At 66.1% G+C, this 25,892-nt stretch carries 15 protein-coding genes; 7 read left to right on the plus strand and 8 right to left on the minus strand.

Going from position 1 to position 25,892, the window contains the following annotated elements; genetic code table 11:
- Nucleotides 1-3: 3 nt before the first annotated feature.
- Nucleotides 4-1,305: a PQQ-like beta-propeller repeat protein gene (locus tag KA383_07930; GenBank protein ID MBP7746048.1), complete on the minus strand. Its 1,302-nt coding sequence runs from the start codon at nt 1,303-1,305 to the stop codon at nt 4-6.
- 240 nt (nt 1,306-1,545) lie between these two features.
- Here KA383_07930 and KA383_07935 point away from each other — a divergent pair, with 240 nt between their 5' ends.
- Nucleotides 1,546-2,130, plus strand: a complete 585-nt coding sequence (locus tag KA383_07935) for a class IV adenylate cyclase (protein MBP7746049.1) — start codon at nt 1,546-1,548, stop codon at nt 2,128-2,130.
- 20 nt (nt 2,131-2,150) lie between these two features.
- Here the strand turns inward: KA383_07935 and KA383_07940 are convergent, their stop codons facing one another.
- Complete coding sequence (locus KA383_07940; protein MBP7746050.1) at nt 2,151-2,747, minus strand: sigma-70 family RNA polymerase sigma factor; 597 nt, start codon at nt 2,745-2,747, stop codon at nt 2,151-2,153.
- A 484-nt stretch (nt 2,748-3,231) separates the two neighbouring features.
- Between KA383_07940 and KA383_07945 the strand changes: the two genes are divergently transcribed.
- The 3 genes from KA383_07945 (at nt 3,232) to KA383_07955 (ending at nt 15,742) form a co-directional block, all read left to right on the plus strand.
- A complete protein-coding gene (locus KA383_07945) occupies nt 3,232-8,355 on the plus strand; it encodes a PPC domain-containing protein (GenBank protein MBP7746051.1) in 5,124 nt (1,707 codons plus the stop codon).
- Nucleotides 8,356-8,911: 556 nt separating this feature from the next.
- The gene (locus KA383_07950) at nt 8,912-11,143 is read left to right on the plus strand and encodes a hypothetical protein (protein MBP7746052.1); all 2,232 of its coding nucleotides are present in this window, start codon (nt 8,912-8,914) and stop codon (nt 11,141-11,143) included.
- A 552-nt stretch (nt 11,144-11,695) separates the two neighbouring features.
- Nucleotides 11,696-15,742 carry a hypothetical protein gene (locus KA383_07955; GenBank protein MBP7746053.1) on the plus strand — a complete coding sequence of 1,349 codons (4,047 nt, stop codon included), beginning with the start codon at nt 11,696-11,698 and terminating at the stop codon, nt 15,740-15,742.
- A gap of 207 nt (nt 15,743-15,949) precedes the next feature.
- On the opposite strand, the gene KA383_07960 is transcribed toward KA383_07955, so the two are convergent.
- Together KA383_07960 and KA383_07965 are read right to left on the minus strand one after the other, a co-directional pair.
- Complete coding sequence (locus KA383_07960; protein MBP7746054.1) at nt 15,950-16,150, minus strand: hypothetical protein; 201 nt, start codon at nt 16,148-16,150, stop codon at nt 15,950-15,952.
- A gap of 155 nt (nt 16,151-16,305) precedes the next feature.
- Nucleotides 16,306-17,367 (minus strand): LacI family DNA-binding transcriptional regulator, encoded by a 1,062-nt coding sequence (locus tag KA383_07965; protein MBP7746055.1) that lies wholly within the window; start codon nt 17,365-17,367, stop codon nt 16,306-16,308.
- A gap of 75 nt (nt 17,368-17,442) precedes the next feature.
- On the opposite strand from KA383_07965, the gene KA383_07970 reads away from it, so the two are divergent.
- The 3 genes from KA383_07970 (at nt 17,443) to KA383_07980 (ending at nt 22,371) form a co-directional block, all read left to right on the plus strand.
- Nucleotides 17,443-18,852 (plus strand): hypothetical protein, encoded by a 1,410-nt coding sequence (locus KA383_07970; protein MBP7746056.1) that lies wholly within the window; start codon nt 17,443-17,445, stop codon nt 18,850-18,852.
- Between the two features lie 174 nt (nt 18,853-19,026).
- Nucleotides 19,027-21,441, plus strand: a complete 2,415-nt coding sequence (locus tag KA383_07975; protein MBP7746057.1) for a glycosyl transferase family 36 — start codon at nt 19,027-19,029, stop codon at nt 21,439-21,441.
- A 153-nt stretch (nt 21,442-21,594) separates the two neighbouring features.
- The gene (locus tag KA383_07980; protein MBP7746058.1) at nt 21,595-22,371 is read left to right on the plus strand and encodes a dienelactone hydrolase family protein; all 777 of its coding nucleotides are present in this window, start codon (nt 21,595-21,597) and stop codon (nt 22,369-22,371) included.
- A gap of 9 nt (nt 22,372-22,380) precedes the next feature.
- Here KA383_07980 and KA383_07985 read toward each other — a convergent pair whose 3' ends face one another.
- From KA383_07985 to KA383_08000, 4 genes are all read right to left on the minus strand, one after another.
- Nucleotides 22,381-23,187, minus strand: a complete 807-nt coding sequence (locus KA383_07985) for a carbohydrate ABC transporter permease (protein MBP7746059.1) — start codon at nt 23,185-23,187, stop codon at nt 22,381-22,383.
- A gap of 97 nt (nt 23,188-23,284) precedes the next feature.
- A complete protein-coding gene (locus tag KA383_07990) occupies nt 23,285-24,277 on the minus strand; it encodes a sugar ABC transporter permease (GenBank protein ID MBP7746060.1) in 993 nt (330 codons plus the stop codon).
- Nucleotides 24,274-25,611 (minus strand): extracellular solute-binding protein, encoded by a 1,338-nt coding sequence (locus KA383_07995; GenBank protein ID MBP7746061.1) that lies wholly within the window; start codon nt 25,609-25,611, stop codon nt 24,274-24,276. The genes KA383_07990 and KA383_07995 overlap by 4 nt, the downstream gene beginning before the upstream one ends.
- Nucleotides 25,612-25,620: 9 nt before the next feature.
- The coding region (locus KA383_08000) for a hypothetical protein (GenBank protein MBP7746062.1) at nt 25,621-25,892 on the minus strand (272 nt) is incomplete at its 5' end.

The raw sequence follows: 25,892 nt of genomic DNA on the forward strand, positions 1-25,892 counted from the left end.
CGGTTATTTCGGCTCCGGCTCCGCGATGCAGTACAGGTGCTCAGCGCCGCGCAGGTACAGCGCGCGTCCCACGATCGCGGGCGACGCGGTGAAGCTGTCCGCCAGCTCGTTGACCGCCAGCACGCGCAGCTCGGGTCCCGCCTGGATCACTGCGACTTTGCCATCCCGCCCCGCGATGTACACGCGGCCATCCGCGGCCACCGGCGACGCGTACACATCGCGCAACCCCTCCAGCCGCTGCTTGCTGTACTCCGCGCGGCCGGTGCGGGCATCCACGCACGAAAGCGCGGCACGGTTCTCCTGCAAGAAATACAGCCGACCCTCATACAGCAGCGGCGACGGCACGTACGGCGTGCCCTTTCCCTCGTATGTCCACGCCACGGCGGCCGAGCCGGCGATGTCGCCCTGCGCGACCGCATAGCGAATCGCCAGCAACGCACTGCCGCGAAAGCCGCTGGTGCAGTAGATGAGGTCGCGATCGCTTACCGGGGTGGGAATCACGTTCTGCGTCATACCGCCGCATTCCCACAGCATGCGGCCCGTCTGCAGGTCATAGCTGCGAATCTTTCGCGTGGCGCTGACAATGACCTGGACCTGGCCACCGGCCGTAACGATGTGCGGTGTGGACCAGGAGGTCGGCTCGTCGCGCGGTACGCGCCAGCGCTCCGCGCCCGTACGCTTGTCCAGCGCAACAATGAATGAATCGCCCTCGTGGTCCCAGTTGACGACGACCAAGTCGCCATGCAGCGCCGGCGAGCTGCCTTCGCCAAACCCGCGGCGCGTCTCCATGTCGCCGAGGTCTTGCGACCAGAGCAGCTTGCCGTCCAGGTCAAGCCCATAGAGGCCGCGCGAGCCGAAGTACGCGATGAGGCACTCGCCATCCGTCAGGGGCGAGTTCGAGGCGGGACTGGCGTCGTTGTGGCCGCGCTCATGCAGCCCACCTTCGCACAGGGTCTGCGCCCAGACCGTCTGGCCCGTCTGCCGGTCCAGTGCCAGCAGCGTGAACTTGTACGTGCGCCCCGTGCTCTCCACGGTGGTCGGGCTCGTGCTCGCCGCGGGACGCGAATCCGGCGACACATCGGCGGGCACGGCCGTCTGCACGTAGATCCGCTCGCCCCAGATGATCGGCGTCGCATGCCCGCGCCCCGGCAGGAGCACACGCCAGCGCACGTTGCGCGTCGCGCTCCATTCGACCGGCGGGTCCGCGTGGGGCGCGACGCCGGTCGCCAGTGGCCCGCGCCATTGCGGCCAGGCGGCCGGCGGGCACTCGCCCGGTTCCTGGACGGCGGCCAGCGCGGTCAGCACGCTCACCAGCCAAAGGGCGTGGAATCCCGCGCCGCGGGTGCGGCCTGGGGACGTAGACGTGGGTGGGAGACGCATGCGGGGCCTCGCGTGGGTTCTCGACGTGCGAGCATTCTGCCGAGAACATCGCCGGCCGCAAGTGCGCCCCGGGCGGGATTCGCAGCGGCCCAGCAGTTGGCAGCGCTGGTGAGCCCGTGGCGCGCGGGGTAGGATGCCGAGCGCACCACGCATTGAGCATCAGGTATGTCACGCGAGATCGAAGTTAAACACCGGCTCGACGATGCGACGGGGCTGCGGCAGCGCCTCGTGGCGGCGGGCGCTGTGCGGGACGCACTGGCGCACGAGGTCAACCACATTCTCGACACGCCCGAGCGCCGCCTGCTGAATGCCGGTTGCGGGCTGCGGATTCGCAGTGCGCGGCCGGTGACGCCGCCGGGGCCGGCGCAGGTGACGCTGACGTTCAAGGGTCCGCGGGACGCGGCGCTGGCGCAGCGCGGGATCAAGGCCCGCGAAGAGCTGGAGACCGCGGCGGCGGACGAGGCGACGCTGCTGGCGGTGTTCGCGCGGCTGGGCTTTGCGCCGGTAATCATGTACGAAAAACGGCGCGAAACCTGGCACTGGCCCGACTGCGTTGCGACGATCGACGAGCTGCCGTTGCTGGGCTGGTTCGTCGAGCTGGAGGCCGACGATCAGGCCGCACTCCTGGCACGCCGCGCCCAACTCGGGCTGACCGATGCGAGCGCCGTCGATGAAACCTACGTCAGGCTGGCCGACCGACACGGTACGCTGAACCCGGCGGGTGTTCGCGAACTGCGCTTCAGTGCCTGATGACTGCCCTGGCGGGGGGCTTACACGTCACCGTCAGGATCCAGCGCCGCCAGTTGCTCGCGCAGCCGCTTCAGGATCCGGCTGCGCGCCTGGTACACGCTGGCCTTGCTGAGGCCCAGTTCGGCGGCGGTGTCGCTGACCGGCTGCCCGGCGAGGACGTGCAGCTCGAAGGCTCTGATCGTGAGGGGCTCAAATTCGCTGGCGATGGTGCGCATCGCCCAGCGCAGCCGGTGCAGTTGCCACTCCCGCTCCCAGCGCGCGTCGGCGCTCGCCTCCTGTTCGCCAGCCACGTAATCCAACGTCGCCGGATCCAGCGCCGCCGGCTGACCGGCCCGCTTAATGGCGCGGCGCGCCATGGCGTGGACGACTGCGGAGCGCAGGTAGGTGCGGAAGCGACCCTTGCGCGCGTCGTACTCGAAATCGCCAATGGCCTTGAACAGGTACATCTCGACTTCCTGGACGATGTCCTCGGCGTCGTCATGGCGGGCGCCACGGCTGCGGGCGTAGCGGTAGAGCAATTGCCCGTAGCGATCATGGAACTGCTGCCAGGTGAGCTTGTCCGCACGGTCGCGGAGCCGCAGGAGAAACGTCAGGCGGGTCGAGTCGGCCTGGCTCATCGGCGCTCATTGTCCCGCAGTCGGCCGCGTGTCACAAGCCATTTCGGCGCCGCCAGTTGCACCCCGGACCGCCCCCCGGGCCCCGGGCGAGAAAAACATTGCGTGGCGGGGCGAGTTACGTTAAGCTTAAGGATGTAAAGCTCTTATAGTTACGGTTCCTGGTTCGTTGGCCGAGGACCATTCGGACACATCTGGAGGGTAAGAGCTACGGGAAACGTCGTGCAACGAGGATGCGCTCCCGTCGAGTAGTGCGCCTCAAGGTAGCAGGTTCCCGGCGAAGGTTGGGCGGGATCGCGAGTACATGTCGGCGGATTGGGGAACGAGCCGCCGCGCTCGGCATAACCGGGCGAGCGAAATTGGTTCGATTGTCGCCATGGGGACAGTATACCGGTTGGCTCCGGACGCGTGGTCGCATGGGCAGGTGGGCGCCAACGGCCCTGAGCGCCGGGGGACCGCGGAATTCATCTCGCAAAAGGAGGATCTCATGAGAAAAGCACTCGTCGTTTTGTCGGCGCTGCTGCTGTGTAGCGGCATCGCCGGGAGCCAGGCGCAACCGGCCGACGGGCCGCGCGCCACGTACGTCGAAGCCGAGGGGAACGATTCCAAAGCCGCGGCCAACGCGTTCGTGCTGGTCGCGGGCGACATCATCGAGGGCACGTCAACCAGCTCAACGGGTGCCGGCCTCGACTACTTCCTGGTCCAGACCGGCCCACTCCCATTCGGCATCTACAAGCACAAGCTGGTGCTCACCTCGGACATCGTCGGCCACACCGGCACGATCCGCGGCCTGACGCAGAGCGCCGGCGTGATCAATCCGACGTCCGACGCCGCTGTGCAAACAACGTCCACCACGACCACGCCGCCGCGGTTCAATCAGTGGTACGGCTTCGGCCGGGAAGAGGCGATCTACTACCGGGTGACCGGAACATCCACCACCACGGCCGTGTATAACGCGACGCTGAGCACCGAACCGGTGCCGGTCACGGTCGTGCCAGGCTCGTTCCAGGCGGGCACGATCACGATCACCACATACGGGCAGGGTCATACCACCGACACGGACATGTGGGTGTACGACGAGAACTTGAATGCAATTCCCGACTACGGGAATGATGACACCTTTGGGGCGACCTACTCGCAGTCCACGCTCACGCGCATCTACACGCCCGGCGTGTACTACCTGGCCCTGTCGAACTGGAACGTGGCCAACAATCTCCCCAGCCCCGCGGACGATGACTATCGCAGCGGGAGCGTGATGGATTTCCCGGACTCGGCCGCTAATTCGAGCACATCGACCGCCCTGAATCTCCAATTCTCCATCACCGACGCGACGGGCGTGCCCGTGGTGGTCCCCAGTACCAAGACCGGACCGTTCGACATCAACTGGTTCCAGTTCACGGTGTTCGAGCCCACCACCGGCGCGTGCTGCGTGGGCGCGAACTGCCTCCCCGACGTTTCCGAGGTCGACTGCGCCAACATGGGCGGCACCTACAAGGGCAACGGCTCGACCTGCGGCCCGCCGAACCCCTGCGTCGGGGCCTGCTGCTTCGGCATCACCTGCGTGCCGGATATGCTGCCCGGCGATTGCCTGGCGCAGGGTGGCGTGTACAAGGGCGACGGCACGACGTGCGGTCCACCGAATCCCTGCGTGGGTGCCTGCTGCTTCCCCGACGGCAGTTGCCAGGAAACCGCAACCGAGACGGACTGCGTGAACCTGGGTGGCGTGTACCAGGGCGATGGCACCACGTGCACGCCGAATACCTGCCCGCAGCCGGGCGATGACTGTGACAACCCGGCGGACGGCGGCTTCTTCGGGCCGGGCTCCGATCCATTTGAGGGTCAGATCACGACCTGCGGGCACGGCAATGACTACAGCAACACGTGCCTCGGCAGCTACGACGGCGGCGAAGACGTCATCTACGTCGTGCATGTGGTCGAGCCGGTTTGCCTCGATATCACCGTCACCGGCGCAACCAGCGCGGACAACTGGATCGGCGTTCTGATCGATGACTCCTGCCCGCCAGATCCGACGACCTGTCTCGCGACGGCCACAAGTAGCAGCGGCACTGTGGCCCACATTGCGGGCGTCGATCTGCCCGTCGGAACGTACTACGTGATGGTGGACACCTGGCCCACGCCGAACTGCATCAACGGAACCATGGTCATCATGCCCTGCCCGACCGGGGCCTGCTGCCTGAGTTCCGGCGCGTGCGTGCCGAACCTGCCACAGGCCCAGTGCACCGCGCAAGGCGGCACCTGGAAAGGCGCCGGCACGGATTGCTTCCCGAACCCGTGCGTGCCGATCGACTACTTCTGGGACACCACGACCGGCGAAATGGGCGGGACCGGCTTCAACGGCGAGTGGATCTACTATCCGGAAGCGCCGCAAGGCCCCTGGTACAACATGTGGTGGCCGAACGAGTTCGCGCTCAATCGGCAGAAGGAAATCATCTACACGTTTACCGTCGACTTCCCGATCCCGGGCAACCTCGAAGTGGCGGCGAACTGGGCCACGCCGGACTGGCAATTGACGGAGCGCCCGCCGTTCGCGAACGAAGAGCAATTCATCCAGCGCCAGTTCCTCGCAGCGCTCACGGCTCCGGGCACGTACACATACACCGTCGTGCTGCCATTCTGCCCGCGGTGGGTCTCGCTCGACATCCGCGGCCTGGGCTACGTCATCGAGGGCACGATCCAGCACATCTGCCTGCCGCCGCCGGGCGGCGCCTGCTGCTTCCAGGACGGCAGTTGCCAGGAAACCGCGACGCCGGCGGACTGCCAGGCCCTGGGCGGTGTCTACCTGGGTGACGGCACGACGTGCACGCCGAATCCCTGCCCGCAGCCGGGCGCCTGCTGCTTCGCCGACGGGCATTGCGAGATGAGCACCGTGATTGACCCCGGCGATTGCGCTACGGGCGGCGTGTACCTCGGCGACAACACGGTCTGCGACCCGAATCCCTGCCCGCAGCCGGGCAACGACTGCAGCAACCCGAAGCCGATCACGCTGTCGCTGGCAACTCTGCCCTACGTCGACACCGACACCACGTGTGGCCGGGTCAACGACTACTCAAACACCTGCCTCGGCTACTACGACGGTGGCGAAGACATCCTCTACGAGGTGACCGTCACCGAGCCCATGTGCGTCAAGATCGCCGTCGATGGCGTCCTGACTTACCTGGGCGTCGCAATCGACGTCGCCTGCCCGCCGGGCGCGACCTGCCTCGCCTACAACAACAGCTCGGCCGGCAATCCGACGATCACCGAGGTGAATCTGGCGGCCGGCACGTACTACATCATGATCGACACCTGGCCGAGCCCGCCCTGCTCAGGCTTCACCATGACGATCAGCCCGTGCCCTGAGCCGCCGCCCAACGACAACTGCCCGACGGCCATCGCGGTCGGCGAGGGCACGCCCGCCGCGACCGGCAACAATTGCGACGCCAGTGCGACGGATTGGGCGGAGGCCTCGTGCCAGGCCAATTCCAACAAGGACGTTTGGTATGCCTACACGGCGTCCTGCACCGGCAAGGTCGTGATGGACACCGAGGGCAGCGCCCAGAGCGACACGGTGCTGAGCGTCTACGCGTCCTGCGACGGCCCGGAGATCGCCTGCGATGATGACAGCGGCACCGGCAACTGGTCGCGCCTGACATTCGCGGCCGTCGCGGGCACCACGTACTACGTGCGCGTGGCTTCCTACAGCACCGGCTGCGGCGGCTTCAACCTCAACATCGCGTGCGATCCCGTCGGCGCTTGCTGCATCGGCAGCACATGCACGCCGAACCTGACGCTGGCCGACTGCACGACCCAGGGCGGCATCTGGCAGGGCGCGGGCAGCGACTGCTTCCCGAACCCGTGCGTGCCGATCGACTACTACTGGGACACCGTCACCGGCGAACTCGGTGGCACGGGCTACAACGGCGAGTGGATCTACTATCCGAACGGGCCGAGCGGCCCCTGGTACAACATGTGGTGGCCGAACGAATTCGCCCTTGATCGCGAGAAGGAGGTCACGATCTTCTTCGCCGTGGGCTTCCCGGTCCCAGGCAACCTCGAAGTGGCTTTGAACTGGGCAACGCCGGATTGGCAGCTGACGGACCGTCCGCCGCTCGCCGATGAGGAGCAGTTCATCGAGCGCCAGTTCCTGGAGGCGATCACGGTCGGAGGCACGTATACGTACACCGTCCGGTTGCCGTTCTGCCCGCGGTGGGTTTCGCTCGACATTCGTGGCCAAGGCTACGTCATCGAAGGCACGATCCAGCACATCTGCCTGCCACCGGTGGTCGGTGCCTGCTGCATCGGTCCCGTTTGCACGCCGAACCTGACCCTCGCCGACTGCAACGCGCAAAGCGGGATCTGGCAGGGCCCCGGCAGCCATTGCTTCCCCAACCCGTGCGTACCAATCGACTACTACTGGGACATCAACACCGGTGTACTCGGCGGCACCGGCTACAACGGCGAATGGATCTACTATCCGAACGCGCCGAGCGGCCCCTGGTACAACATGTGGTGGCCGAACGAGTTCGCGCTCGATCGCCAGAAGGAGATCACGATCTTCTTCAACGTCGGCTTCCCTGTTCCGGGCAACCTCGAAGTGGCCCTGAACTGGGCGACGCCGGATTGGCCGCTGCCGGACCGTCCGCCGCTCGCCGACGAGGAGCAGTTCATCGAGCGCCAGTTCCTCGAGGCGATCACCGCCCCGGGCACGTACACGTATACCTTTGTGCTGCCGTTCTGCCCGCGGTGGGTCTCGCTCGACATTCGTGGCCAAGGCTACGTCATCGAAGGCACGATCCAGCACATCTGCCTGCCACCGGCGGTCGGTGCCTGCTGCTACCCCGATGGCAGTTGCACGATCACGGCACAGGCGGACTGCACGGCGCTGTGGCTCGGCCCCGGCACGACGTGCGACATGTGCCCGCCGCCGAACGACAACTGCCCGCTGCAGACGCCGGTGATTGAGGGCGTCTACAACTTCGACACCACCAACGCAACGTTTGACGGGCCTGGCTGGTGCATGAACGGCCCGAACGTCTGGTACTGCTACGTGGCGTCGTGCACCGGCACAGCCACCATCAGCCTCGCGGGCAGCGCGTACAACACGATGCTCGGCGTGTACCACGACTGCACCTGCTATCCGACGCAGCCCATGACGATGTGCTGCGCGCCGGTCGTGTGCACCATCCCGGTCACCGCGACCCACGGATACCTGATCGAGATCGGCAGCGTTGACGGCACAGCCGGCCCCGGCGTCCTGACGATCACCTGCAACGCCATGGGCGCCTGCTGCTTCCCCGGCTCCGTGTGCCAGGTGCTGCCGGAACTGGACTGCGCGGCCATGGGCGGCGTGTTCCAGGGGCCCGGCACGGTGTGCGATCCGAATCCGTGCATCTGCGTCGGCGACTTGAACTGCGACGGGCAGATCGACTTCCGCGACATCAACCCGTTCGTGCTGCGGCTCAGTAATCCGAGCAACTACTTCGCAGCCTACCCGAATTGCCCGGATGGCAACGGCGACATCAACGGCAGCGGCTCCGTCGGGTTCCAGGACATCAACCCGTTCGTCGCGCTGCTCACCGGTGCGCCCTTACCGATCATCTGCGGGTACTAACGCGCCGCGCGTCGCAACACGACGCCTGATCTGAACTCCTGACACAGCAGGCCGGTGAACAACTTCACCGGCCTGCTGCATCTTGGTGCGTGCGCCCCCAGCCTCACAATGGCCCGCCAATCCGCCCGCTATCCGCAATATCGCACCCTGAAAAACCCCGATCCACGGCCCGGAGTTTCATGTTTGCAGCGCCGGCCCGGATTTTGCCCCGCGCTGTCAAAGGACTTCGGGAGCGGTCTATATGGTTGTGATCAAGGGCTCGAACAGCTGCTCGACCGTGGCCGCGAGCCCCGACCCGCCGGAGCAGACTGGCCGCGGGTCGGTAGGTGAAGTGAAGCGCCAAAGAAGCATCGGTCGCCGGTGGTCAGACGCCGCCCCCGGATGGCAATGGAGTTCTGGCGTCACGTGGGCTCTCGCGCCGCGCCTGGGAAGTACCGGGGGCGACGGTCGTACGGGTCAGGTTTCTCCTCGCGCGCCGGCTGGCAGGCACGTGGGGAGCAGGAGTCACAAGTCCAGGTTCGCACGCGAACCGCAACGTATCGAAGGAGGCGCTGGCATGTTTGCACGTCGATCGGTTCTGCTCATGGTCCTCGGGGCGCTCGCCGCGTTCGGCAGCGCACCGGCCCTAGCCATCCAGGCCGGGATCACGCTCGACATCCACCAAGACATTCTGGATCAGGCCCTGTGGCCCAACGACTTTCACATCCAGGGCCTGATCTGCTCGAATGACGGCACCGTCCCCGTCGTCATCTCCCACATCGACGGCCCGTTCACCAACTTCACCTGCACCATCACCAAGATGCCCGGCGACGATTGCTGGTACTGGTTCGAGGCCACCTGGTGGCTGCCGCCCGGCATCTACATCCCCTACTGCAACGTCATTCACCTTGGCCTGCTGTTCGACGTCGATGCGGCCAACGTCATCATCGACCTCATCGGCTGGTGGACGCGCAACGGCGTGCCCGTCGGCCAGATCATGGGCAACCTGCTGAACGGCGGGTACGTGCCGCTCATGGGCTTTAACGTGGCCGACACCGGCTCTCCGCAGATCATCACGATCGGCAACGGCGACATCCCCATCACCCCGCCGCTGCCCGAGCCACTCCCGCCGCTGCCGCCGTGGCCGCCGAGCCCATTTGAGTTGCAGGTCATGCAGATGGACGTCCTGCCGTTCCCACCGGGGATGCCGCCGAACCTGGCAGACCTCTCCGAGTTCGGACCACAACAGTCCTGGCCGTGGGTGCCGGTCGTCTACCCGGATGGCCAACCGATCAACCCCGGTCGCCCGCTGCCCATGGCGCCCGACAGTTTCTTCGACGTGTTCCTCGAGTCGTTCGGCCGCGGCGGCGGTTTCCGTCCGCTGTTCCCCACGCCGATCGAGCCCGGCGGCTTCCTCGTCGCCCGGCAGCTCGTCCAGTTCATCAATAACCACGGCCTGCCCGAACAGCGCTGGTTCTGGGAGATCCACGGCGCCCAGCCCACCGAGGCCTGCTGCTTCCTCGACGGTCATTGTGAAGATCTGGTGCCCTTCAACTGCCTGCAGAAGGGCGGCCAGCCGATGGGCCCGGGCACGCTGTGCGTGCAGACCATCTGCCCGATGGTTGAACTCGGCGCCTGCTGCTACGGCACCGCCGCCCCGCAGTGCATCATCACTGACCAGATCACGTGCGAGCAGCAGTTCCTCGGCATCTGGAAGGGCCCCGGCACAAACTGCGATGACCTGAACGGCAACGGCGTCGCCGACATCTGCGAAATCCCCGTCCAGCGCCCGGAAGCTTGCTGCCTGCCCGACGGCTCGTGCCTCATGCTCCTGGTCCCCGACTGCCTCCAGATGGGCGGCGTCCCGAAGGGGATCGGCTCACATTGCCTCGGCGATCTGGACGGCAACGGCGTCGATGATATCTGCGAGGCGAAGTGGCTCCAGTTGCCCGATCTGTCAGTGCGCGGCATCGACGTGCGCGACACCCTGCCGCTCGTGCTGGCCGACGACTTCCTCTGCACGCAGCGCGGCCTGATCACCGACATCATCGTCTGGGGCTCGTGGCGGCACGACATCCTCCCGCCGGACCCCACCCAGGTGCGGTTCACGCTGAGTTTCCACGAAGACATCCCCGCCACCCCGGAAACGTACAGCCGGCCCGGCGTGATCCGCTGGGTGCAGACGTTCCCGCCCGGATCGTTCACCGCCATGCCCTACCAGGGCAACATCCAGGAAGGGTGGTGGGACCCGCGCGATCCGCAGTCTTATGAATTCCCCGGCGACACCGTGTGCTGGATGTACCGCTTCCAGGTGCCCCCGAACATGGCCTTCTGCCAGGAAGGCAATCCGGACCAACCGAAAGTGTACTGGCTCGACGTGCAGGCCGAGCCGCTCGGCGCCACCGTGGCGCAGTTTGGCTGGAAGACCTCCATCAATCACTGGAACGACGACGCGGTCTGGGGCATGGGGCCCGAACCGTACCCCGGCCCGTGGCAGGAGCTGCGCTTTCCGCCGGGACACGAGTTGCAAGGCCAGTCGATCGATCTCGCGTTCGCCCTGAGCGGCAACCTCCCGTGCCCGCCGCCGGTCTGCATCGGCGACTTGAACTGTGACGGACAGGTGGATTTCCGCGATATCAACCCGTTCGTGCTCTACCTGGCGAATTTCCCGCTGTGGCAGACGACGTATCCGGGCTGCAATCCGCAGAACGGCGACATCAACGGCGACGGCCTGTACCCGGCCTTCAGCGACATTAACCCGTTCGTTGCTTTGCTGGCGAACAATCCGCTCCCGATCCCGTGCCCTTAGGGATGGGTGAGTCTGGGCAGTCAGTCCAATAGCTGCTCGCCCGACTGAAGCAGGCCGGCGGAGTACTCCGCCGGCCTGCTTCGTTGCGCGCTGCCCGGCCAGCCGCTGCCGCCCGCACCCGTTGCAGTGCCGGAACATTCGACGGATCAACGCCTCCGCGCCGAGGCTGCGCGGTACTCCGCCAGGTCACGAGGCAACCGCACAGAATCATCGACCGGGAATGTGCGCCGGCGAGACGCGGCAGTTCGCGCGCGAAATAGTTGCTTTTACCCATAGCGCGGTTTAACTATACATTGCAGGGGTGTGGTGCCCCGAGGGCCGGCACCACGAGGACTCGGCGGAGCAACCCACGAACATGTCGGACCGCCGAGCGAGCCCCGTGTGACAGCGCGGGTGCGAACGAATCCCGTTCGGCCGAAGCGCGCATGTTCGCCAGGGACCGTGTATCCCGTTGCTTTTTGCGCACGCCGGCGGACAGGATGAGATTTCGCGCTGCGCACTGCGTTGACTCGTCAGCCAATCACACCTGGACCCGGACGAAGGAGCGAACTCATGACAGACCGCAACCAATGGAGCCGGCGCGGTGGGTGGGTCGCGGCGTGCATTCTGGCCATCGTACCACTTGCGCTGGCGGAACCGTATTTCGAGCTGAACACCGAGACCGACTGGTTGGCCGCGCTATACGGTGACCCGCCACACATCCTGGGCGTAGCGCCGTTCGAGTGGGAAGAGTACATGTTCCAATGGCAGAACCACTTGGAACAGGGTGAGCCCTATCCGCCGACGCAGTTCCTGCCGCCCGAGCTATACGTGTACGAGGGTAGCGGCAGCGGCGAGTATCCCGAAAATCCCGGCTTGGTGATGGTGTGGGGTACCGACACCGGCCTGCCACCAGGCGAATACGCGAGCGCGTGGAAGTTCGATTATGTGGACGATCCCGACTTGTCGAATGCGATCATCACCGTCACCGTGTACCCCCCGCAGTGGGGTGTGACCGGGCAAATCACGCAGGTTTCGTTTGGTATCCGCGATGCGCTCGGACGCACACGGTCGTGGTATTGGAACGTGGGTCCGGCCGGGGTGATTCCGTGGAACGTCGGAACGACCATTACCATTCACGCGTCGCAAACCGGGCTGAGCGCGGTCTCGCCACCGGCCAACGGCTACATGAACACGCCGGGCTTCGACATCACCACCGCGCAGGTCTTCATCGTCGACGAGAACGCGCAGTGGGTCGGCGGCCCGATGCCGGTACCGCCACCCGGCGGTCCGCCCGGCGGCCTTTGGAATTACTGGTACAATCTGCAGGTGCGGCCGCAGTGGCAACTCACGAAATGGTCCCAGCCGCCGGACCCCGCGCAACCCGACAACGTCTACTACGGCTGGAACGAATGGTCCGAATGGTGGAATGGCCCGGTGGTCGCGGATGACTGGGTGTGCACGACGCCCGACCCGGTGACCGATGTCCACTGGTGGGGCTCGTTCCTCGGTTGGAAGTATCCCTATCCACCGCCATTGCCGCAGCACTTCCACATCCAGTTCTGGACGGACGTGCCGGCGGACCCCACCGCCCCAGACAGCTTCAGCCATCCCGGTTATGTCATCTGGGAACTGTGGGCTTACAACTATACAACTACATGGGTGGGGTGGGACTTCGATCCGCGCACGCAGGAATACGAAGCCTGCTTCCGCTTTGACTACGTGCTCTCGCCGGGCGAGTACTTCTACCAGGAGCCCGGCCCCAACGGGCAGAATATCTACTGGATCAGCATCTCCGCCTGTGACGGCGGCCCGCCGCAGACCCCGCACGTCTTCGGCTGGAAGACACGGCCGCGCGACGCCACCTCGCCGGCGCCGGACGATGCCGTCGTGATCCTTGACCCGGTGCAGCCGGTCATCGGCAGCCAGTATGGCTTCGGATTTCCACTCTGGTGGCCCACGCCGGATCAATCGTGGGACATGGCGTTCGAGCTGACCACCAGCCCCAGCGCCTTCAAGTGGGACCAACCACCCGACCTTTGGCCGACTGGCCTGGATGTCAACGCTACGTACTACCCATACATCCTGGCGGACGACTTTCTGTGTTCGCGCGACGGCCCCATCACCAGGATTCGCATCTGGGGCTCCTGGCACGACGATTTCCTGCCGGGCGACCCCTCGAACGTGACGTTCCGGTTAAGCTTCCATAGCGACATTCCGGCCGGGCCCGTCCCCTGGAGCATGCCGGGCGATCTGCTGTGGCTGCGCGACTTCCCGCCCGGGACATTCCAGGTCCAACCGTTCGCGACCGGTCTACTGGAAGGTTTCTTCAACCCGCCGGATCAGTGGTGGTTCCCTGGCGACACCATCTGCTGGCTGTACGAATTCAACATCCCCGCGAGCGAAGCCTTCTACCAACTTGCAGGCGACATCTACTGGCTCGACGTACAGGCCCTGCCGATGGCTGACACGAGCTTCGGCTGGAAGACATCGTTCATGCACTGGAACGATGACGCCGTGTGGGCCTGGGGTCAGGATCCGCTGCCGGTTCCAGGTCCGTGGCAGGAGCTGCGCTACCCGCCGGGACACGAATTGCAGGGTCAATCCATCGATCTCGCCTTCCAACTCGAGAGTGAAGGGCTGACCGGCATCAAGTGGTCACAGCCGCCGGTGCCCTACTACCCCGAGGACGCCTTCAACGGCTGGGACCAGTATTGCATGTACTACTACCAGCTCGCCGCGGATGACTGGTTCTGCGACACCGACAACCCGGTGACCGACATCCACTGGTGGGGCTCCTTCCTCGGCTGGTACCACCGGTATCTGCCGCCGCAGGGAATGCCCCCCGCATTCCACATCGCGATCTGGACCGACGTGCCCGCCGATCCCACCCAGCCGGCCAACTACAGCCACCCGGGCGTCGTGTTGTGGGAGACGATCTGCACAAATTACATCTGGGAATTCGCGGGCTGGGACTTCGACCCGCGCGTCCCGGCCGCCGGCGCGAGTATACCGCCCGAGGCCACGTTCAAGTTCACCCAGGCGCTCACGCCCGACCAGTGGTTCTGGCAGGAGCCCGGCGGCAACATCTACTGGCTCAGCATCGCGGCGCTGTACCCAACCGGACAGGTCGTCGACTACCCATGGGGCTGGAAGACCCGCCCGCGCATCGACGGCTCGCCGGCGCCGGACGACGCCGTGTGGATCAGTGACCCGCCGGCCCCGACCATCGGCTCGACGTACGTGACCGGCGGGCCGCTGTACTACCCGACGCCGGCCGATTCCTGGGATCTGGCGTTCGAGCTCACGTCCGTCCCGCGCGACCGCGTCGTCTGCGAGCCGCAGGGCTCGGCCATCAACCCGTTCCATCCGCCGACCTACTGGTACGACGTGACGCCGGATGATTTCGGCCGCTGCGACTTCCACGTGCGCGTCTTCGACCCCAACCCGGCGAATTACACCAACGTGAGTCTGCCGCCGACCTGGCAGTTCGCGGTGCACCAGCTCGCCAACCATGAGTGGTGGGCGTCGTGGTGGGATCCCGATTGCAGCGACGCGATCTTCACGACGTTCCGGTTCCAGTTCGACAACCCGAACGCGAGCGCGTGGAGCGACTGGACCACGACCATCGGCAACACCAACGACCCGTACGACTGGGTTGTGGACCGCGCGGCGAACCACGCGCACCAGCCGGACGGCTACGGCTATCGCGTCCATGTGCCGCGCCGGGTGCCGTACGAGAAATGGGCCCAGCCGCCGATCGAGAACCCGGATTATCCGGGCTATTTCTACGGCTGGAACGAGCCGTCGGTGTACATCGGACCACAGGTTGTGGCCGACGACTTCAAGTGCTGCGACGCACGTCCGATCGCGGACATCCACTGGTGGGGCTCCTATCTCCACTGGATGGACCCGGTGCCGCCGCCGGCCGCGCCGATCCGCTTTCAGCTCGGCTTGTGGACGGACGTGCCGGTGAGCCCGGACAACCCGTGGAGCCACCCGGGTGTGCTCATCCGCGATTGGATCGTGCCGCGCGCTGCGCTCAACGAGCACTTTGTCGGCATGGATTTCCATCCAGACTACGGCTACGAGGCGTGTTTCCGCTACGACTTCGCCATCCCGATGGCGGACTGGTTCTACCAGCCCAATACGCACGAGGTGTTCTGGCTGAGCATCGCGGCCATCTATGACCTGGAGCCGCCGCCGGACCAGTTCTGGGGCTGGAAGACCCGCCGGCACTTCTGGAACGACGACGCCGTGCGCATCTTCGCGCCGCTGCCGCCGCTGCCGGGCCAGCCGTTCCTGGCCGGTCAGCCGATCGAGAACGCCGAGGGCACCTGGGACATGGCGTTCATCCTGACCACGCCGGAGCCCGGGCCGCCGGTCTGCGTGGGCGACCTGAACGGCGATGGGCAGGTCAGCTTCGGCGACATCAACCCGTTCGTGCTGCGGCTCAGCAGTCCCGCGGTATACCACGAACGGTATCCCTGCGTGCCCGATGGTAACGGCGACATCAACGGCGACGGTATTGTCAGCTTTAAGGACATCAACCCATTCGTGGCGTGCCTGAGCAACCACTCGTTGCCGATCCCGTGCCCGGCCGGTTGCAACGCACCGTAGTGCGGCACGGGTAACCGCCGGGTATCGTCCCGGCGACAACGCCACGCTCGAATCCGCAGGCCGGCGGCGCGTTCCGCCGGCCTGCGGCGTTGTGGGACCGCCGATCTCACCCGGCAAGCGACCGTCTCGCCGCGGTGCGATTTTGAGAGCGTGCCTCACTGTCGCGTCGCCCATCCGCGACGGAACGCCGCGTTTCGACCACCGGCTCTACGCCGGTTGCGCACCCGATGGCACGAACGTCATCATTAGCGGCCGCAGGTCGTACGTGAGCCAGCCAACCGGGGTTTCCTCGAACCCCGCGCTCCGCAGCAGGTCGGCCACGTCCGCAACGCTGAGCTGGCACCGGAGCCGGCGCGACAGCCGCGCGCGAAACACATTCAGGTTCAGCTGCAACAGGTGCGCGTCCATGGGCAGTCCTCCACGCGGAGGTCCGGGCGGCTCACACGCCGCCGCTACCCTGTTGGACGCCCGATGTCGGCCGGCGATTCAATGAACCCGCAGAATCCCCGCACGCTCTGGAATCGCACAGGTTGACCTGGCAAAGTGTGCCACCCCAACCGGCCCTACTGGCGGACTTCTGCGCGAAACCCGGCCCCACCCTGCTGACTGGCGCGCCGCAGCGCCGCCCGGCAAGATTCGCGGACAATCAGCTCAGGCTGCAACGGCACGCGCACCGGCGGACGCTGCGGATCCGCGATGCGCTGGCACAGCAGCTCGATCGCCCGCGCCCCCATTCGCGACATCGGCACGCGCACTGTTGTCAGCGGCGGGCGCGTCATCCGCGCCACGCGCGTGTCGTCAAACCCGACCACCGCCAGATCTTGCGGCACGGACACCCCCAGCGTCGCCGCCGCCGCAACAATGCCGGCAGCCATCTCATCGTTGGCGGCAAACACGCACGCCTCCGGCCCGAGCCAGGTCCGCAGGCGCTGTGTCGCGAGCTCGTACGCCGAATCGTACTGGTAGTCAAGGTGATACACGTCGTCGCTTGAGAACGGCAGCCCAGCCTCGCCCAGCACCTGCCGGTACGCCTCGTAGCGGGCAATGGTGTCGACGTTGGTTTCCAGGCCACCGACGAAAACGATGCGCCGCGCACCGCAGGTCGTCACGAGGTGCCGCATCAGCGCGATGGCGCCGGCCCGCTGGTCGATCACAACGCTGTCGTGCGCGGTGCCGTCGATGTCGCCATCAAGCACCACGAACGGCAGCCGAAAGTCGGTCAGCACGCCCTGGATGCGGTCGGTCACCTCGGAAACCATGACGGCAACGCCGTCGAGCAGGCTCCGCTGGCGGATGGCGTCCAGCAGCGAATGGCTGTCGTCGCCGTCGCGGGCGGATGACACGACGAGGTTGTAGCCCGACGCGCGGGCCTGGTTGTTCGCCCCGCGGATGATCTCGGAATAGAACTCGCCATGAATGTCGGGCAGCACGAGGCCGACGATCTCGCTCTTGTGCAGCATCAGGCCGCGTGCGAAAGCGTTCGGTTGATATCCCAACTCACGGATGGCAAGCTCGACCCGCGCGCGCGTCTTCTCATTCACCAGCTCCCGGCGGTTGATGACCCGCGAGACAGTGCTGATCGAGACGTTGGCGCGCCTGGCTACTTCCGCGATCGAAACGGGCATGGGCCTCACCCGGCCAAACTGCCCCCGCAGCGCCGGTTTTGACAGCGCTTCCCTGTGACCATATCCTCGCCGGGCATGAACTGTCAACTTGAGTACACCCGGTTGTTTGCGTGCCTGACCGCGCTCGTGGCGGCGGGCGCGGCCCCGGCAGACGACGCGATTCGCCGCTCGGACGAGACCCGGCAGGCGCTCGAGTATCGGTTCACGCCCGCCGACGAGGCGCTGCTGAGCGAGATCCAGCACGCTTGCTTCCTGTATTTCTGGCAGGAAGTCGGGCAGCCCGCGCGCCTGGTCAAAGACCGCAAGCTGGCTCCCGTCTCCAGCATCGCAGCGGTCGGCTTCCAGCTCTCGTCGCTGCCGATCGGCGTCGAACGCGGCTGGATCACGCGGTCCGAAGGCGACGAGCGCGCCCGCACGGCCTTGAAGGCCCTCATCGAGCGCGACGACAACAAGAAGTTCGGCATCTATCTGCACTACCCGGACATGAACACCGGCGGGCTCTCGAAAGAAGGGTTCGAGATCCTCGCCAGCACCGTAGACCACGCGTTACTCACCGCGGGCGCGATGACGGCGGCGGAGTATTTTGGTGGCGAAGTCGCGAGGCTGGTCGACCGGCTGATCGCCGACACGAATTGGAAGGCCTACGCCGTTGCGCCGGGGGGTTTCCTGTCGATGGGCTGGAAGCCGGACGATCCGAGCAGCGTCGCGGGGACCGGGAAGTTCATCGATGCGAAGTGGGACCTGGCCAGCGACGAAGAGCGGCTGATCTACTTCCTGGCGGCGGCGGCCCCGAACGCGGAGCACGCGCTCGCGCCCGAAATGTACTACCGGCTGAAGCGCGTGGTGAAGCGACACGCCGAAATGCCACCGTTCGTCGTGTCGTGGCCGGGGTCGCTGTTCACGTACTTTTTCAGCCACTGCTGGATCGATTATCGGTCGCTGGACGCCGACGATCCGGCGAAGTTCAAGGTTGATGCGGTCGCCGTCGACTGGTTCGAGAACTCACGCCGGGCCGTGCTCACGCAACGCCAGCGGTGCATCGAGCAAATCGGGCGGTTCCAGACGTTCGCGCCCGACCGCTGGGGCCTGAGCGCGTGCTCGGCGCGCGATGGCTACATCGTGCCGGAAGTGCGACCCAACCTGAGTGACACCGATCAGTGGCACGAGGGAACCGTGGCCCCGTACGCCGCCGGCTCGGCAATCATGTTCGCGCCGGCGGAGGGGGTCGCGGCGTTGCGGGCGTTTCGCGAACTGAAGGACGCGGATGGCCGGTTGGCGGTCTGGCGTGACCCGAACGAGGGCGGTTACGGGCTGGTCGACTCGTTCAATCTGGGTCAGAAGTTCGCCTGCGATGACTACGTCGGGATCGACCACGGACCGCTGTTGCTGGCGATCGAGAACGCGCGAACCGGGCTGATCTGGAAGCTGTTCATGCGCCACCAAACGGCCCGACGTGGGTTGGAGCGGCTCCGGCTGCGACCGTAGCGTCCGCGGTACCGCTTCCGAAGGCGGCGCGTGGACGGGCGGGGGTTATCGCGGCTGCGGACGGGTTTTGATTGACTTCGGGGGCAGCGTGGGGTATGCTATGAAAGCGCTTTCAGTTGCACGTGGCTTCTGCCGCGAGACGCGACTGAGTTGCTCTTGCGAGGATGCCGCCTTATGAGTACGGCCGTGAAGGCGATTACGGATAGCGGGGACGCAGCGCGCGCGGCACCGCTGGTGTCCAACCCCTACGGGCACTTCGCCACCGACGGTTCGGAGTTCCGCATCACCGACGCGAAGACGCCGCGCCCCTGGGCAAACATCATCGCTACCCCGCGCCTGGGACTGGCAGTCAGCCACACCGGCAGCGGCTTCACCTGGATCGACAACTCGCAGCTCGCTGTTATCACGCGTTGGCAGCAGGACTTGGCGCACGATTCCTCGGGCAAGTTCCTGTATGTGCGCGATGCGGACACGGGCGCGCTCTGGTCGCTGTCACCGGCGCCTGTCTGGGCCGAGCTGGACGAGTACGCCTGCCGCCACGGACTCGGGTACACGACCTTCGAGACCGCCCACGCCGGCATCGCCGCGAAGTGGACGCTGTTCTGCCATCCGCGTGAGCCGGTGGAGCTCTGGCGCGTCGAGCTGCAGAACCTGACCGACCGGCCGCGGCGGCTGGAGCTGTGTGCGTACCTCGAATGGTGCTGCGGGGTGGCACCGTCGCCGCGGCGCGAGTTTCACAAGTTGTTCCTGGAGACGGAATTCGACGCGCCCCGGCGGGCGATCTTCGCGCGAAACCACATGTGGGAGGTGCCGACGGAGAAGTACGGGCACTGGAACACGTCGTTCCCGTACGAAAGCGCGTTTGCCTGCACGGAGAAGATCCTGTCGGCGCAGGGGGACAAGGCCGCGTTCGTGGGGCGCTATGGCAGCCTCGCCGCGCCGGAGGCGCTGCGCGAGGACGTGTGGAAGCTTCACTTCGGCCGGCACGAGGATGCGATCGCGGCGTTGCGCAGCGCGATCGAACTGCGGCCCGGGCAGAAGCGGCCGCTTGGCTACGCGCTGGCGGTGGCAGGGTCGCGCGACGCCGTCGAGCACGCACTGGACGAAACCCTGCGCGTGGACCTGATCGACCAGGCGCTCGAGGAGACGCGGAGCGACTGGCGAATACGCCTGGCAGGGCAGCGCGTGGATACGCCGGAACCGTCGATCAATTACCTGGTGAACGACTGGCTGCGCTACCAGGCGATCTCGGGGCGCTTGTGGGGGCGCTGCGGGTACTACCAGCAGAGCGGGGCGTTCGGGTTCCGCGATCAGTTGCAGGACTCGCAGGTGTGGCTGCCGATCGACCCGGCGCGTTGCCGCGCGCAGATCAAGTTGCACGCGGCGCACCAGTTCGCGGACGGATCGGTCTACCACTGGTGGCACCCGCTCTCCGAGCAGGGCCATGTCACGCGGATGACCGATGACCTGTTGTGGCTCGCGTTCGTGACCGCGAACTACATCCGCGAGACGGGTGACTTGAGCGTACTGCAGGACACGGCGCCGTTCATCGATGATCCGCAGCCGCAGCCGCTCGTGGAGCACGTGCGGCGCGCGTTTGCCCGTGTATTCAAGCGCACCAGTCCGCGCGGCTTGCCCTACATCGGCGCGGGCGACTGGAACGACGGATTGAGTGCGGCCGGCCTGCAGGAGCGCGGCGAGTCAATCTGGCTGGGGCATTTCCTGGCGGGCCTGCTGGCCGACTGGGCCGAAATCTACGGCCGCACCGGCGACCTGAAGCAGGCGGCCGACTTTGACCAGCGGCGAACGGCGCTGATTGCGGCCATCAACGAATACGGCTGGGACGGCGGCTGGTACCTGCGGGCGACGCTCGACAACGGAGCGAAGCTCGGTAGCGCGGAAAACCGCGTGGCGAGAATCTTCCTCAACGCCCAGACGTGGGCAGTCCTGAATGACGTAGCGCCTGCGGAGCGTGCAGCGCAGTGCATGGCCGCGGTGCGCAAGTACCTGGTCGGCGAGGCGGGCGCGCTCCTCCTAGCGCCCGCCTTCGACCGACCGGTACCCGAGATCGGCTACATCACCCGCTACGCACCCGGGCTGCGCGAGAACGGCGGCGTCTACACGCACGCCGCCACCTGGGCCATCGCCGCCGCGTGCAAAATGCGCGATCACGAGCTGGTCGGCCGTCTGCTGACAGCGATCAACCCCGCCGTGAAGGACCCGGAGCGGTACTGGGCCGAGCCGTACGTACTGCCAGGCAACGTGGACGGGCCCGACTCGCCGCATTTCTGCCGGGGCGGCTGGACGTGGTACACGGGTTCGGCGGCGTGGCTACACCGCGTAATTCACGAGTGGGTGCTCGGCGTGCGGCCGGAATGGGATGGCTTACGGCTGGATCCGTGTCTGCCGCCGGGCTGGGACAAAGTGCGCGTCCGCCGGTCGTATCGCGGGAGCGAGCTGGACATCATGATCGTGCGGGACGGCCAGGGCACCGTGACGATCAAGCTCGACGGGCAACCGTGCGCGGGCAACGTCGTGCCGGCCACTGCTTTGGACGGCAAGTCGCACCAGGTCCATGTGAGCTGCTGATCATCTGAGCGACAACTGGCGACGGGGAGCGAGCATGAGCGCGCCACGCAGGTGCGCTGTGGCGCCAATCGCTACCACGGGGCGTTACGTGATCAGTGTTAACGTGTTATTCTGCGCGCATTGAGCATGCGATCCTTGTGAACAGGTGCACTGATGAATCCGACTCTGTTACTTTCCGCGGCTGGGCTCTTGCTCGTTACTCTGAGTGCGCAGAAGGCGGTGGACCAGCCGCCGGAGACGGCGCGGCCGTCGGCGAACGTGCCAACGGGGTTTGTCTTTCAGTCGCTGACGCACGAGGGGCGCGAGTTCAAGTACGTCCTCTACGTGCCGCGGGAGTATGATCCAAACCGCACGTGGCCGGCTCTGGTCTTCCTGCACGGCAAGGGCGAATGCGGCACCGACGGGCAGAAGCACATCGGCCAGGGCATTGGCACGAACATCATCTGGCACCCGGACCGCTGGCCGTTCATCGTCATCATGCCGCAGAAGCCGGACGAGAACGCGCCCTGGGAGACGTTCGACGGCGCGGTGATGGCCATGCTGGCCGCGACGCAGCGCGCGTATTCGATCGATCCGGACCGCATCGCGCTGACCGGCCTGTCGCAGGGCGGACACGGCACGTGGGCGCTGGGCGCGGCGCATCCGGACGTGTGGTCCGCGCTCGTGCCGATCTGTGGTTATGCGTCGCCGCTCGCACCGGCGGACATTGCAGCGAAGTTGAAGAGGCTGCCGATCTGGTGCTTCCACGGAGAAAACGATACCGCGGTCGCGCCCGAGAAATCGCGCGAGATCCTCGCCGCGCTCGAGGCCGCCGGCGTCAAGCCGAGGGCCACGTTCTATCCGGAGACCGGACACAACTCGTGGGACAAGGCGTACGCGGAGCCGGAGTTGCCGGGGTGGCTGCTGGCGCAGAAGCGCGCCGCACGATAGGGAGGTTGCTCAGCCCTTGAGCCCCGTGGTTGCGATGCCGCGGATGAATGTCCGCTGCGCGAACAGGAACAGCACGACCACGGGCACGACCATGAGCGTGGTCGCGGCCATCATCTGGTTCCAAGGCGTGTCGCCGGACTTGCTCATCAGGAATTGCAGCCCGAGTGCCAGCGTGAACTGGTGCTGGTGAGAAAGGTAGATCAGCGGGCCGACGAGATCATTCCATACCGCGAGAATATGGAAGAGGGCGACGACCGCGAGTGCGGGCTTCGACAGTGGCAGGAAAATGCGCCAGAAGCAGCCCCAGCGTGAGCAGCCATCCAGCAGTGCGGACTCCTCGAGTTCCTTCGGGATGCCGAGGAAGAACTGCCGCAAGAGGAAGATGTTGAACGCACTGCCGAACCACGCCGGCACCCACAGTGGCTTAAACGTCCCGATCCAGCCCAAGTGCTGAAACAGCATGTAGGTCGGAACCATGATAACGGGGAAGGGGATCATCATCGTCGCGAGGCAGAGCGCGAACATCAGATTGCGCCCGGGAAAGGCGATGCGTGCGAAGCCATAGGCCGCGATCGAGCTGGAGAGCAGCACGCCGATCAGGCTCAGGCCTGCGATGATGAGCGTGTTGCGCGCGTAGAGCAGATACTGGAAACCACCGCCTGCGGCGCGCTCGGCATCGACGGCGCCGGGGGTCGCCGCTGTCTCGCGCTCGGAGCTGAGCACGTACTCATAGGGCCGGACGGTCGGCTCCTGCGGGAAGAATTTCGGCGGATACGCCATGACTTCGCGATTGGGCTTGAGACTGAGGCAGAACATCCAGATCAGCGGCAGGATGTAAACAAGCGCCACCACGCCGAGGACGGCGTAAAGCAGACCGTGTTTCAGCGCTCGTCCGTGCACAGCGGCTCCCGACTCAGAGCTTCTCGTAGTGGACCATGCGGCGGCTGGCCCAGAAGACCAGGCCGGTCAGGGCGAGGATCAGCAGGAGCTGGATCCAGGCCATGGAGCTGGCGTAGCCCATCTTCAAATAGCGGAACGCGTTGTCGAACAGGTACGACGTGTAGAAGTACGTCGCGCCCTCGGGGCCTTGCCGCGTCCGCCACATCACGTACGGCAGTGCGAAGACCTGCAACGCGCCGATGATGTTGATGACGACGTTGAAGAGGATCACCGGGCTCAGGCCTGGCAGCGTGACGTGCCAGACCTGGCGGGCCGCGGAGGCGCCGTCCAGCCGCGCAGCTTCGTAGAGTTGCTCCGGGATTTCCTGGAGTCCGGCGAGGTAGATCACCATCGGCGAACCGACGAACCAGAGGCTCACCATCACCAATGCGACCATCGCCCAGCGCGGCGAGTCCAGCCACGCAGGGCCGGCGGCCATCTCGCGGATGGTCGTCGGCACGCCGGCGAGCGGCTCGGCGATATCAGTGGGCATGTGCTCGGCGGCGGCCGCGATGGGCGTCAGCGCCTGTCCGATCGGTCGGACGACCTCGTTCACCAGGCCGAGCTGCGGGTTGAGGATCCACATCCAGACGACGCCGGCGGCGACCAGCGGCACAACCGTCGGGACGAAAATGCACGCGCGGAAGAACGCCTGGCCGCGCAGGCGCTGGTTCAGCAGCACGGCCAGGAAGATGGCCAGGATCGTGGTGAGCGGGACGGAGATCAGCGTGAAGAGGAAGGTGTTGTAGAGCACCTTGTGAAACGTCTCGTCCTTCGCGAGCGCCTGGTAGTTCGCGGTACCCGTGCACGCCGGCGGCTGCAGAAGCGTGTAATCGCAGAAGCTGATGTAGAGTGAGTAGCCCATCGGCACGGCAAGGAACAACAGGAAGCCCAGCCACCATGGGGCGGTCCAGAGCAGCCCGGTGAGCAGCGTGCGACCCTTGCCGAGCGTGCGGGCGGACCTCATGAGCCGCCTCCGCGATGTCGGGCCGCCTTGCGCTGGTAATCCGCCACGATGCGATCGACGCGCGCCTGTCCCGCCGGCACGGCCGCGTCCACCGTGGACTTGCCGCGCAGCACATCTTCGAGCATGGCGAGCAACTGCGCGGAAGCCTCGGTCCACATTGGCATCGACGGATAGCCGAACGCGTCAGGCGAGCGGGCCATCTCGGCGAAGACGCGAATATGCGGGTTCGGGTGGGCCGCGAAGAAGTCCGGGCCGGGCGTGCGGAACGGCGAGACCTTGCCGTGCAACTGGCACAACTCCTCCAAGTGCGGTTGTTGCAGCAGCCAAGCCAGGAAGACCATGGCCTCATGCGGCTGCTTCGCGCCGCGCGGGATCACGAATACGTCCGCACTGGCAAAGACATTTCGCCGTTCGCGGGAAACGGATGGAAACGGTGCCACGCCGTAGTCGAGATCCGGCGTGTATTTCGCGGCCCAGTTGGCCACCCATGGACCCTGGAGCACCATCGTGAGGCGCTCGCTGAGGAACGGGTTCTGGGCGCCCTCGATCGCGCCGGCGGTCGCCTCGAACTTCAGCACTTCCGTGTTGTTCACCCGCGCGCGGTAGTCGGCGATCCAGGTGAACGCGGCGCGGCCGGCCGGCGTATCGACGTGGCACTGCGTGCCGTCCCAGAGGCGGGCATCGAAATAGCACGGGTACACCCAGTGCCACCAGCCGAGCATGCCGGGCGAAACCGTAAAACCGAGCTGCGTCACCTGGCCGGCGTCGTCTTTCTTCGTGAGGCGAAGCGCGTATTCGTTGAGCTCGGCGGTCGTCTCCGGCGGATGGTTTGGGTCGAGGCCGGCCTCCGCGTAGAGTCGGCGGTTATAGAAGAGCGCAAGCGTGAACGGCGTGCTCGGCAGCGCGTACAGCCGGCCCTGGTAGCGGCAGATGTCCAGCCAGATCGGCTCGAACGCGGGCACATCGATGTCGTACTCCCGCACCAGCTCGTCCAGCGGCAGAATCGCGTTTTGCTCGGCGTATTGGGGGACGATGTAGTCGAACAGGCCAGCGAGATCGGGTGGGTCGCCGCCGGCGGTCGCGATCAGCATGCGCTGGTCGACGTTGCTGACGGCGTTGTAGTCGACCCAGATGCCGCGCTCGGCACCGAGCGTCTCGTTGAAGCGCGTGACCAGCCGCTCGATGGCCTGCCGCTCGACGCCGGTCCATTTTTCCCAATAGCGAACGATGACGCGGTCGGCCGGGATCGCCTGCTGTTCCCGCGGGCCCAGCGCCAGCAGCAGCGCCGCCGGCACGCCCAGCACCACGAGCAGGATCAGCCCGCGTACGTTCATCAGGTCTGGTCAGTTCCCACAAGACAGGTTGGCCGGGTTCTCCGGGCCGCTGCCACCCAGGCAGTTCGCATACGCCGCGAGGTCGGCGCTGTTGACACAATGGTCGCCATTGTAGTCCAGGCACAGGCACGCGTCCGGCGGGGTGGTGCTGCCGGCGGTACAGCGCTGCCAGCCGGCAAAGTCCGCCAGGTCCACGTCACCGTCACCGTCCGCGTCGGCCCACACGGTACCGCAGTCGCACGCATCGCCGGTGCCATCGCCGTTCGAGTCCACCTGCTCCG

Source organism: Phycisphaerae bacterium (assembly GCA_017999985.1).
Lineage (GTDB): Bacteria > Planctomycetota > Phycisphaerae > UBA1845 > Fen-1342 > JAGNKU01.